At 54.5% G+C, this 11,444-nt stretch carries 12 protein-coding genes; 3 read left to right on the top strand and 9 right to left on the bottom strand.

Features of this window, described 5'->3' with window-relative positions; all coding sequences use genetic code 11:
- Window positions 1-91: 91 nt before the first annotated feature.
- The 3 genes from ACQZ48_RS04455 (at window position 92) to ACQZ48_RS04445 (ending at window position 4,086) form a co-directional block, all read left to right on the top strand.
- A complete protein-coding gene (locus ACQZ48_RS04455; RefSeq protein ID WP_448728618.1) occupies window positions 92-1,219 on the top strand; it encodes an AlbA family DNA-binding domain-containing protein in 1,128 nt (375 codons plus the stop codon).
- A gap of 233 nt (window positions 1,220-1,452) precedes the next feature.
- Window positions 1,453-2,070, top strand: a complete 618-nt coding sequence (locus ACQZ48_RS04450) for a hypothetical protein (RefSeq protein ID WP_448728617.1) — start codon at window positions 1,453-1,455, stop codon at window positions 2,068-2,070.
- A gap of 45 nt (window positions 2,071-2,115) precedes the next feature.
- The gene (locus ACQZ48_RS04445) at window positions 2,116-4,086 is read left to right on the top strand and encodes an AAA family ATPase (protein ID WP_448728616.1); all 1,971 of its coding nucleotides are present in this window, start codon (window positions 2,116-2,118) and stop codon (window positions 4,084-4,086) included.
- Here the strand turns inward: ACQZ48_RS04445 and ACQZ48_RS04440 are convergent.
- The 9 genes from ACQZ48_RS04440 to ACQZ48_RS04400 all read right to left on the bottom strand — a co-directional run bounded on the left by ACQZ48_RS04440 (window position 4,042) and on the right by ACQZ48_RS04400 (window position 11,362).
- Complete coding sequence (locus ACQZ48_RS04440; protein WP_448728615.1) at window positions 4,042-4,617, bottom strand: type II toxin-antitoxin system VapC family toxin; 576 nt, start codon at window positions 4,615-4,617, stop codon at window positions 4,042-4,044. The genes ACQZ48_RS04445 and ACQZ48_RS04440 overlap by 45 nt on opposite strands.
- A gap of 397 nt (window positions 4,618-5,014) precedes the next feature.
- Window positions 5,015-5,722 carry a hypothetical protein gene (locus ACQZ48_RS04435; RefSeq protein WP_448728614.1) on the bottom strand — a complete coding sequence of 236 codons (708 nt, stop codon included), beginning with the start codon at window positions 5,720-5,722 and terminating at the stop codon, window positions 5,015-5,017.
- Entirely contained in the window at window positions 5,703-6,461 is a 759-nt protein-coding gene (locus tag ACQZ48_RS04430; protein WP_448728613.1) for a hypothetical protein, read from the bottom strand. The genes ACQZ48_RS04435 and ACQZ48_RS04430 overlap by 20 nt, the downstream gene beginning before the upstream one ends.
- Window positions 6,462-6,953: 492 nt before the next feature.
- Window positions 6,954-7,994 (bottom strand): tyrosine-type recombinase/integrase, encoded by a 1,041-nt coding sequence (locus tag ACQZ48_RS04425; protein ID WP_448728612.1) that lies wholly within the window; start codon window positions 7,992-7,994, stop codon window positions 6,954-6,956.
- A 193-nt stretch (window positions 7,995-8,187) separates the two neighbouring features.
- Window positions 8,188-8,619, bottom strand: coding sequence for a hypothetical protein (locus ACQZ48_RS04420; RefSeq protein ID WP_448728611.1), 432 nt, complete (start codon window positions 8,617-8,619; stop codon window positions 8,188-8,190).
- Entirely contained in the window at window positions 8,616-9,284 is a 669-nt protein-coding gene (locus ACQZ48_RS04415; RefSeq protein WP_448728610.1) for a hypothetical protein, read from the bottom strand. Before ACQZ48_RS04415 ends, ACQZ48_RS04420 begins: the two co-directional genes overlap by 4 nt.
- Window positions 9,281-9,733, bottom strand: coding sequence for a hypothetical protein (locus ACQZ48_RS04410; protein WP_448728609.1), 453 nt, complete (start codon window positions 9,731-9,733; stop codon window positions 9,281-9,283). The genes ACQZ48_RS04415 and ACQZ48_RS04410 overlap by 4 nt, the downstream gene beginning before the upstream one ends.
- A gap of 55 nt (window positions 9,734-9,788) precedes the next feature.
- The gene (locus ACQZ48_RS04405) at window positions 9,789-10,592 is read right to left on the bottom strand and encodes an ORF6N domain-containing protein (RefSeq protein WP_448728608.1); all 804 of its coding nucleotides are present in this window, start codon (window positions 10,590-10,592) and stop codon (window positions 9,789-9,791) included.
- 74 nt (window positions 10,593-10,666) lie between these two features.
- Entirely contained in the window at window positions 10,667-11,362 is a 696-nt protein-coding gene (locus tag ACQZ48_RS04400; protein WP_448728607.1) for a helix-turn-helix domain-containing protein, read from the bottom strand.
- Between the last annotated feature and the right edge of the window lie 82 nt (window positions 11,363-11,444).

The raw sequence follows: 11,444 nt of genomic DNA, 5'->3' as shown, positions 1-11,444 counted from the left end.
CATTGACGCCATCAAGCAGCGTTGACGCTACATGAACGTGTTGCGTTTATCCCAATCCGATATCTAATATGCGCCGGATATGGGGGCCGGCATGATACTTCCTGACAACTTGAGTTCCTTGATTGAATTCGACGAGAATACTCTACGCGTCCACAGTAGGGAGAGCCGCCGACTCGAGTTCAAGCGGTCGTTTGACCGACATCAAATGGCGGCCTACGAACGAACGTTGGCCGCATTCTCGAACACGGGAGGAGGCGTTATCGTGTTCGGGGTTGCGGATCGACCAAGAACACTTGTCGGCACCGATATAGCCGGATTGCCCGACGATGCCGACATCACCACGCTCTTGCGACAAGATTTTTCTCCCGAGATACCATTTGAAACGAAAACGTATCAGTTTGGGGAAATGACGTTGTTCGCGGTAGGCGTCGAGACGAACATCAACCGACCCGTGATTTGTCAAAAGAGCCGAGCGAAAAGAACCTGGGATGCCAACGGGCAAAATCCACGAGATGAAGAGGCTATACGCGAAGGTACTATCTACTATCGGTACGTCGCTCAAACTGCAGCCATAAAGTACAACGAACTTCGGGCTCTCCTGGATGAGCGCGAGGAGCGCCGTCTCAAAATTATCATGGAGACCCTGAAGGCGGTCGAACGCGTCGGCTACGAAAAGGTCGGTGTCGTAGATGCAACTTCATTTGGCGACCCGGCAAAAGCCACCAACCTCTATGTATCGAAGGAGACTGCTCGCTCGATGAACTTCATCGACCAAGGCCGTTTTACTGAAGTTGAGGATGATGGCTCCCCGGCATACTTGGTCGTAGGAAAAGTATCTCTCGGGGAAGTAGTACACGCCCCCCTTGAGGCGGCCGACCGTAATCTTCCAAGCGAAGTTGCGCCATTGCTTCAACCCATCGCACAAGAACTATATGGGGAAGGGTGTCGCCTCACTGCATCGGCGGTGAAACCGTTGCTGGAGACGTTCGGCCTCCTTGACATGCCATTCCACGAGTACGACCCCAAGGTCAAACGACGCTACGTCACTCGGGCAGGGATTGCTGAAATCCAACGCCTAATGAGGGAGGAACCTCTCAAGGCGCTCCGTTCTTTTGGGGCAAAGAGTTCCATCAGTGCGTACGAGGACGGCCTTGCGGACGCAGAAGATGCCGACGGCGTCGCGCTTGGAGAGATTGTCGCCGCAGAACCGGCTGAGTAGGAGTCACTCGAGTTCCAGGCTTTTTCCAGCTCATCAACGCCAGACGTAGAACATGCCATGAGGTGGTTTCCGCCCGGCTATCCAGATTTCTATTACTGGCGCTATTGACCTTTGGAGATTTGTTCCCTATTCGTTCACGAATGAAAAAGCGCACCCGCCTCATACGAATAGGTTGATCCCCGCTCGCCGCGATAATCGCGGCCTCAATCAACCGTGCTTCTTTGAGGTTCAAAATGGGTATCGCACAGCGCGCGAAGTTGCTTCGCGCCAGCCGCCATTCGGCATCCATCCGCACATTCTATCCAACGGCTACGGTCAAATGCGACGGTACGCCGGTCTTTCGATCACAAGCCGCACGTGATGCGGCGTGTCTGTTCGACGTCAATCCATCGGTCTTGTCCTGGCACTGCATGCCGCTCTCGATCGATTACCGTGGTGGCGTCCACGTCCCTGATTTTGGTATTCTCGACGATGATGGCGGGCGCTTGTTAGTCGATGCGTCCGACAGGGTGATGCCGGTCGACGTAGGCAGCATCGAGGCCGCAGCCCAAAACCATGGCATCAAATATCGACGTCTGGTCGCCGATGAAGTCTACGATGGTCCGCGTCTTCAGAATGCAAGGGACCTTTTGAGATATGGCGGTGCAGTTCTAGCGCTCGGTGATCGTTTGCGGTTACTCGCAGTATTGGAAGAGCACGGCAATCTGACGATCGCCGAATGCCTTACAGTTTTTACCGAAACCAAGCCAGTTGCCGGACTGGCCCAGATGATCCTGCGCGGTTTAGTCGAAGTCGATCTCGATACGGAATTACTCGGCCCCGAGACAATGGTGCGGCGGATAAGGTCCTGACCTACCTGTCAGCGTCATCATCATTCCCCGTATTCCGAGGCATCCATGCAGTCTTATAGCGATAACCTGATCGCCAATCGCGATCCGTTCCATAGCTCGAAGTACGAGCTTACCCTGCCGACCCATCTAGCGATCATCGCGATGTCGAGATCGATCCGCCAGTTGCTGAAAAGGCGATCGTCGTTTGTGGCAGCTTTCGTCATGCCGCCTAAGGCTGATGTTCATGCCCACAAGATGGCCGCGAAATGGTTGCTTGAGGGGACTGTGCCGGTCGGCGGCGAACACGGCAGCAACTACGTTCTGTTCGTCGGTGAAGAAACTGAAGTTGCCGACGATTTCCAGGCGTTCAGAAAACTTCGAGAACTCAAACGGGCGATCATTCTTCTCCAGGACGAGGAGCTTCTATCTGACGAGGTCCGCATCGTCGCTGATATCGTGGTCTCTTTGGCCCTACCGGCTCCGAACGATTATCGGATTGCGGCGCAGCGGATGAGGCTCGGGACTATCACGAATGCCGATGCCGATTTTTTGTCGCACCAATCTCCCAAACGGGTCGAACTCGGTTGGCGGCGCGGACGATCCGTGGCTGTGAGCATCGGGCGTCTCCGTCGGTATCCCCATATCGAAAAAGGAAAACGTTCCTCTGACTTTTTGTCGGCGGGACCGACACTGCACGACCTGTCCGGATATGGTGAGGCCAAAGCCTGGGGTCTCGAACTTGCCGAGGACATCACGGCGTGGAAGGCGGGAGTTCTCACTTGGGATGATGTCGATTGCAGCGTCCTGCTTTCCGGCCCTCCGGGGTCGGGTAAGACATCTTACGCGGCTGCTTTGGCGAGGACCTGCGACGTACCACTCGTATTAGGTTCGGCAGCCCGTTGGCAGGCAACCGGTCACCTTGGTGATATGCTCAAAGCCATGCGAAAAGCGTTCTCCGAAGCCGCGAGACAGGCACCTTCGATCCTGTTGATTGACGAGTTCGACAGTTTTACGAGCCGCGATGATCGGACCGGTAGCAACGATAACTATCATCGGCAGGTCATCAACGCACTACTTGAACTGCTGGATGGTGCGCAGGCGCATGAAGGCGTGATTGTCATCGGCGCAACGAACTATCCGGACATCATCGATCCAGCGCTTCTTCGGGCAGGACGACTGGAACACCACTTTTCCATTCCGCTTCCGAATGGGGCGGCACGCTACGACATTTTCCGTTTCTATCTTCGGGGAGACCTTGCAGACGAAGCGCTGGACGACGTGGTGTCGGCAAGCGAGGGCTGGTCTGGTGCCGACATCGAACGGTGTGTCCGTGATGCCCGACGCCATGCGAGAAGAGCAAAACGCTCGATGTTGCTCAGTGATCTCGCCACAGCCATGCCACCAGTCATCCCAGTTCCAATGGCCGTACAACGCTGTGTCGCTGCCCACGAACTCGGACATGCCATTCTCGGTGTTTTGCTCGAAGCCGATCCGTTGGTGTCGGTCTCGATCGAGAAAGCCATTCAGACTGGTAGCCGATCACGATCCCTGGGTTACACGGCGTTCGAGGAGCGGCTGTTCAGTCGAAAGACTTCGACGTATTTTCGCAACAAGATCGCCACGCTTCTGGGTGGTATCGCAGCCGAAGAAGTGTTGTTCGGGGAATTCGGTAGCGGTGCTGGTGGCGATCCATCGGCCGACCTCAACCGTGCAACTGATCTGGCGACGATGATGGAAACCAAGTGGGGTCTTGGGAAAACCCTGGCTGTCGAACCTGGTGACAGTCCACGTGAATTGTCGGCATTCCGTCACCGCCGCAAGGCTCTCAGCAAATCAGTCGAGGCGACATTGCAGGCGGAGTTTCGGCGCGCGAAATTCCTGCTCGAAGAACATAGGGATGCCCTTCTCGATCTTCATGCCGGTCTTTTGCGGAAGGGCAGTTTGGCCGCCGCGGTGGTTAGAGCTGCCGTAGAAAGGAACGAGCGCTTCGTTCTACCTCATAAAGCCGAAACCGCTGGATACGAACTCGGGCAATGAAGGCGGCGTCATTCCGTAATCGTCGTCGTGTATCACAGCGCGGCATGGGACGTGCCATTGAACTTCAACGGGGTGAAAAACGCCCGGTAACGGGAAATACCTGTCGATCAGGATGAAATCTTTCACGTTGAACGACGCAATCGGCATTTGATGGGCGATCGACAGGGCCGCGAACAGGAGATCATGCCCAATCTTATCCTTCTTTTGCTCCGGGCTTGGTACATGGAGGTGTCGGAGGGGCCCGACGGTGGTCATTTCGGCATAGAGACTGGCGGCTTTGGCTGTGAGTTCGGCGAACTGGAAGTCCACGGAGAGGATGTCGTCAATCCAGTTGTGGAGCCGTTGCGCTTTTTGTGGATCGTGTTTCAAGGCCAGATGGGCACCCCGCCTCAACTCTGCTATAGCGGGAAACGAGATGGCGAGTGAATCTGCTCCCATGGCTTTCATCCAGGCACGCAACCCTGGCGGAGGTCGTTGCAAACCGGCATTGCTCAGGATGTTCGTATCCAGCAAAAAAATGGGGCCTGCCATTTCGAAACCCTCGGACGTAAACGGAATCACCAAAGGTCGTAGCCGGCATGTGCCGGTTTTCCGTAAACGTCGAGGTATAGAAGTCGTAATTCGAAAATTGGAGCGACGGTGACGATGTCACGAACCTGGACGATCGATGAAGCATCTGCCGACCTGCCGAGCCTTCTGGAAGCGGCACGGACGTCGTCGCAATATATCATTGTTCCCGATGGCAGGTTCAGAGTGTCATTTGATAATCAGGTCGTGTCTGATCACAAACAGACCAACTCACTCGAAGAGCTATTAAATCAAGATGGCCGCCTGAGACCAAGCGATATCGAAGACGTTTGATTCAAAGTGGGACGTTCCCACCATCGAAATTCTTATGACGTCCGCAGCAATTTTACTGCTCTTCACATCAGTCAAAAGTCTGACCTGGCTGTAGCCTTAGCTCACGCGCTTGTTCCCGTCGTCTGTCGCGATCGGCTCTTATCTCGTCAGGAAGGTAGTGCAACCGCTCTCGAGCGCTTGAGAAACCTTCCCTTGTGATCGGATCGCCACTCGCTCCTGGTGCCCTTGCCGAAGATTCTTCAAAAGCGGTTACCAACTGCGCTGGTGACCATTCCACCTCTTTTAATGATATTCTCCGTTTGAGTTCCGCTTTCGCATTAATATTGACCACTGGGGCCATGATCTGAACCCGCTCATAGTCCTCGAAGCCCCTGTCACATATCATGTGAGTAAGGATCGAGACAAGCGGAGTGGTGGAACCCACGTTCGCACAGGCAATCACTAAGGTGTATTTTTCTTGTGGCTTTGGCTGATGATAGGCCTTGTAGATAGGGCACACCTCAATAAGTGGCTCTGTGGACATTCTCTCGAATTGAGACCACACGCACGAGTATGACACGTTTCCGAAGCGAGTTAGTTCGCCGCGTACGCCGCTGCCAATTCCTTCGAAATCTTCCACGGGACAAACGACATGAAATTGCTTGCTCGCATTTTTTTCCTCTTCCAACGTAGAGGAGACAAGCTGCTGTCCGACATCGTGCATCCTAAGACGGTACATCAGGCCAGATGGAGCCAAACGAGCGCTCGCCATTGCATCAATCAGCTCTTTGCGCATGTTCGCTCCTGTCTACTTCGTTCCAACGATAAAAATGCAAGGCATTTTCTAAGTCCCCGAGCAGCGGGTCATTTTGATTGTCCAACCAATCCCGGAAACCCTCTCTCAGAGATAGCTGCAAAGGTATGATGAAGGTTTGCAAGAAACCAGAATCTTCCAAGTGAAGTAGACGGCCCGATACCCGGACGGTCAAATCAGGTACCTTTATTCGGATCAGGTCTTCGAAGTCTTTGTACGTATCGTATTTGTCTAAAGGAGTGAGGAAATCGTATACTCGTTCCGAAGCCTTTTTCAGCAGATTGACGAAGCTTATTTTGCCAGTTTCTACGATAATGACATATACTAGCGCACGATATGCCGTTTCGTAATCGAGCACATTAGGTGATCCTGTCAGTTGCTCAAGCGAAGATGAAGCTCGGCCGTTCTGCCTTAGATAATCCGGAAAGCTTTCTGGGTAGGCGAACAATTGCGCTTGGGCTGTTGGAAGCCCTTTTGCACGGAGTTTTTCCTGAAGACTGGCAAGGCTTTGTGCTGAACCGTTTACGAGCATATATTTGAGGTCGCGGCCCAAAAGATCGTCGTGAAGCTCTTGTATCTTGAAATCTGCAACGACGCTAACCCAGTCGATTCGACCACTTTTCATTTGAATAAGCAGTTCATCCGTGAGCGTCTTGACTTTCAGATCATCGACGAACTCCGTTGGAGACTGGTCGATATAGCATGCTTCTATAGACTCCATATCCTCCAGATTTCGATACGCCGTGAGCAACTTCGCTAGTTCAACGACTACGACATGAGCATTGTACGCAAGCTCGTATCGCCATCCAGCTGAGAACGAATCTCCACCCGTACGCTTTCGCGAAAGTCTTTGGATATATCTGTCATCTCCCTCTCCGAGCAAACGGAGAAGCCATCTTTGAATTTCTACCACCAGGTCACCGCACTAATCGCCATTCAACGGACGGTGGTACACACAGATGATTACCAGAATGTTCTGTTTGGTTTGATTTCCTGTAAGTACCGTCAAACGGCAAGCGAAGCGCCTTTTGCGCTTAGAGACAAGCCTGTGCAATTATCAGAGACACACCAAGCATCTGTGGAGACAATCCTAAGAGTCTCTGACAGGTTCAACAACCATGTAAACATTTGAAACTTTGGAGAGAAATGGTGCTGCTAGAGAGATTTGAACTCTCGGCCTCTCCCTTACCAAGGCAAGCGGGCAAACCGGAATTTACCCTTTCTTTCCAAATCGATACGCCTTCTTCTCTCTAGGCTGTGCCAAATCTGTGCCAATGAGCCCATTTTGCTTGTCGAGCTTTTCAGCAAGCGTTTTGCCAGCGTTCTTGCTGTGCACATATGTTTCCAAAAACAGCTTTGCAGACTTCCAGCCGCCGGCATCCATTGCCATCTTGATATCCGCGTCTGGGAGCTTCATGGCGTTCGTGCCAAACGAATGTCGCCCTGCAGAATGGGTCGTTCGCTTCTCGATCCCTGCCCGATCGCAAACCGCTGCGATCCGCTTATTCACCGACTTCGGATCGGTGTAGCTGAAAACATGCTCCCCCTTCTGGATATCCAGCCCCGCCATTCTCGAAACGAGCTCGGCAGTCAGGTGTCGCACCGACCATTCTTCCGTCTTCGTCTTGGCCAGCACCGCCACCCGTTCCGATAGGTCGACGTGTTCGCCCATGAGGTTCACGGCTTCCGACACGCGCGCCGCGGTCTGGTTCATGAACAGCACCAGCGCCGACAAATGCCACAGCTTGTCCTTGTCGGATTGCGCCAGGAAGGCATCCAGCCACTTCCGGTCAACCGGCTGGTGCTTGTTCGATTTAGGCGTTTCGAACATCTTCACCTTGATGGCGCCGCACCATCCGAGATCATGGGCGTGGTTCATAACGGCGCGCGCGGGAACAATTGCCTGCCGGTTGCGGGTGGCCGGTGCCGCAGTCGGGAAAACCGTCAGCGCCATAGAACGCAGTTCGGCCGGCTTGATGGTGCCGACCGCCCTCCCCTTGAAGTATTTAATGATCGGCGGCAGGAATCGGGCCTCGCCGCCCTGCCGCATGTAGCTGGTGGCCGCTTCTTCAAACAGCCTTACCGCTTCCTCGCCATAGGTATGACGTTTCCAGACGCGCGCTTCGTATTGCGCCCGGAGCTCTTCTGCGACTTTCTTGTCGCGAGTTCCAAGGCTTTCTCGTATGCGCTTTCCGGCGATTGTGCCAGACGCGTACCAGACCCCGTTGCGCTGTTTGAGTTCGAGGTTCGACACGGGGATTTCTCCTTCAAGCTTTCCCGCAGCAAAACGATGTGCTCGGGGTAAAAAACCTTCTTCGCCCCGCGCTTCTCATAGTGGTGATGGGTCTTGACGAGATTGGTCAGGAAGCGACGGGAAACGCCCAACAGGGTTGCGGCGTCATCCATCCCGACTGGAAGCATTCCCTTTGTCCATTCCGGCAAGACGCTCATCCGTCGTTCTCCCCGTTATTCGACTTATCCACAGGGGCGCTTTTGTTGAACGACTTGACGAAGGCCGCCAACTCGCTTGCCGCCATGTCCTCGCATTCCGCCTCGTATTGGACGAGTATGCACATGCGGATGTGCGCCTCGTCATCGTCTTTGGGCTTCCGATGGTTCAGGGTCTCGATCAGACGCGTCCGTTCGGAGTGCATGAACTCGAACATCGTGTTGAGGTATTCGCCAGCGGGGTTGAGGCCTCCGACACGCTTGCTTCTGGGCTGGTTCATGACGCCGGAAAGTCCGGTTATCGCGAGTGAAAGAGCATCATACACCGCGTTGAACTGACGGCCTTCGAAAGCCGTCATGTCCAATTCGTTGAGCCAATCCTGTTCCGGACGAAGAAACTGAGCCGGGATACCATTGATCGCGTTCGTCATGCTTCTTCTCCCGCATTGATGAGGGTTGCGAGGAAGGTCGCCTGATCCTGGCCGTTCATGGACGAGCCGTAGACCTTCTTGATGTGCGCGGCTTTCATGCGCGCGTCTTCCAGCGTCTTGATGGGGTGCGCGATGATGGTTTCGTTCAGATCGTTTTCCTGAGCGGAAAGGCGATCCTGCTCTTTGCCGAGTTCATGAAAGCCGCTTGATGTGGTCCATGCCTGATAGCGCGCTTCGCGGGCGTCGAATATCGCAAGGTAATGCTCGCGATCGGTTTCGACCTTGGCAAACCTCGGAGCAAACGTCGCCGGATTTTCAACCAGCTTGGCGTTAGCTTCCAGCAGACGATTTTCACGGTCGAACAGTTCGTTCACGCCCTCCCGCGTCATCACCATCTTCTGACGGAGCATATGCCAGCGGTAGGAGTGTGTCAGTTCTGCGCTTTCCAGCATCGCCACTGGCGGGCGCTCAGGGCTTTCCCAAAGAGCCTCGGACAGGCCGTCAATGCGATCGGCCTCGGCTGTGACTTCGTTGTAAGCCGAGATGAGCGCTGCCAGACCCGACGGTTCGATCTGGGCGGTTGTTACGCCCTCGCAGGCCGTGGCGGCTACAGGGAGAGCGGCAGCAGCTACGCCGCCGAGAAAGGTGCGACGGGTCGTTTTCATGCTGAATGCTCCTCTGTAACCGGGATTTTGATGAGGGTGTGGACGCCATCGTGGTTGATGGTGATGCGCTCGACGGCCAGATCGGGGTTGTCGCGGATGATCTGCCCTGCCTGCTGCAGGAGATCGGAAAGACGTTCGCGGGCTGTCTGGCCTTCCAGATAGGCAAGCGCGCCCTTCACAAGCGTGGCGCTGACCACAGAGCAGTCGAAATCTTCGTTTTCCTTATCGGCAAGACGAAGCGCAGCCATCAAACCATCAAAGGATGTAAGCCGGGCCGAGCTCTCGAAAAACGCATTCATTGCAGAATGCATCTCGATTTCCTCGGGGCTGTCTTCCAGAGGGCCAGCGCAGTTGTTTGCCGCTGCCAAGGCTGCGTTGTGGCGGGCAATCATCGCTTCAAGCGTAACTTCGGGCATGGCTTCGCCAGCGGCCGGAATCGTGTTCGGCATGATGGTGTCTCCAAATTGTCAGGTGAATTGGGGATGCTGAAAAATCAGCAGGGCATCATTCGCGTTTCGGCAGAACCAGCTTGAACCGGCCGTCGATATAGGGGTGAGTATGGAGCGCGCCGGCCGAGTGCTGGCATTCGCTCACGAAGCGCTTGAAGATTGCCGAGACTTCCTTGATGGCGAAGCCGGAGTTGTGTGCGCCTTCTGCGTGCTGATTGCGAACCAGAACGCGAACCGTCGGAGCGTAAGGGCTGTCGCGCATGATCTTGTCGACCACCGTAACGGACAGGCAATATTCCTTGTTCATCCGCTTCCGGATGCGCTCAATGCCTTCGCAGTCGGTCGGCATGCGCTCAAGAACCGTGTGGGCCTGTTTGATTTCGGCAATGTCGGAAACGACCGCATCAAGCTTGGCGTCTTGTTCGGCCTGCCGGCGTTCCATGTCGACAAGCGCCTGTGCGTTCTGGAGGGCCATTTCCGCCATCGTCATTGGGCGACGATCGGCGCGGTTCGCGAAGTAGGCTTCTTCGAGCTCGCCATAGACGTCCCATGCCATATCGGTGTCGAGGATTTTTGCGTGGCGCGATGCGCCGCGGTCGGTCCATAGCATGAGGCTACGGGCGTTTTTGCCAACAGACCCGATGAAATCGTGTCTGTCCTTAAGCGCGCGCAGCTCGGGGCCTTCGACCTTGAAGAAGTGTTTGCCAAGTTCGAACCGGTCAGCGTTGTTGGCAAAATTGTCCGATACTTGCCTCTCGGACGCGCCGAACACCTTTGCCAGGCGTTCGGTCGTCAGCACGCGCACGCCATTGAAGGCGGTTACCGGAAGTTCATTCCCATGGATTTCTACGGTATGCATGTTCGCTCCATCGAGTTGATGGAGTTAGTAAAGCACTGCTTTACCTTTTAATCAAGTAGGGCTTTACAAAAAATTTACGACGTTCGATAAAACCGGCGCTGCTCTCGAACCACCCCAATAACATAGCCAGTGTTTTCACCGTCAACTCGCTCGGGTTTCCGCTCCTTGTCGTTCAGAAATCGAAGCTCGAAAATTGGCGCTCTCCGCTTATCAAGCCCCATCGGAACGTAAACGGCTAGCGTTGCGGCGGAATGTTTATCAATCTTCGCAACAACGAAGTCCCCTTTTTCGGGCGCTCGCCCCGTATCAATTATGACGATGTCTCCCGTCTCGAATGCTGGCCTCATTGTAAAGCCCTTATACTCAAGCGCCCACACATCGCCTACCGGCTTCCAGTGTATACTCAAATAGTCCCGAGGATCCTCGACTTCGTCCTCAGTACCCCAGCTCTCGAACGTGTTTAATTCGCCCCACTTCTCTGGGGGCTGGTTCCAGTTTACAAGCGGCGCAACAACAGGCTGCCTCCTTCCAGAAGCTGTGCTGATGATCGGGTCCGGCAGATACATAAGCATATCTCTAGCCGTGATCGGCGTGTCTAGGCTGAACCCGAGAAATTCTTTCAGTTCGATAAGATTCATCGCTCCAGGTACGGTCGCGTCCCGTTCCCATTGGCTAACGGCCTGCACCGACACGCCAAGCTTTTCCGCTACCTCGCCCTGAGTGAGGCCCTTCGCCTTGCGGCTATCTCTGATGATGCTTCCAAGCGACATGCTGAACTCCTTTTGCCCTCTGGAGCATAAAGGCATGCTTTAGATAAACAATGAAGCATAGCTTGATTTTAAGGTAAAGGCG

This window comes from Agrobacterium sp. 22-209-1 (genome assembly GCF_053522485.1).
The sequence above is the reverse complement of the archived record's forward strand: the minus strand, read 5'-3'. Positions and strand labels throughout refer to the sequence as shown.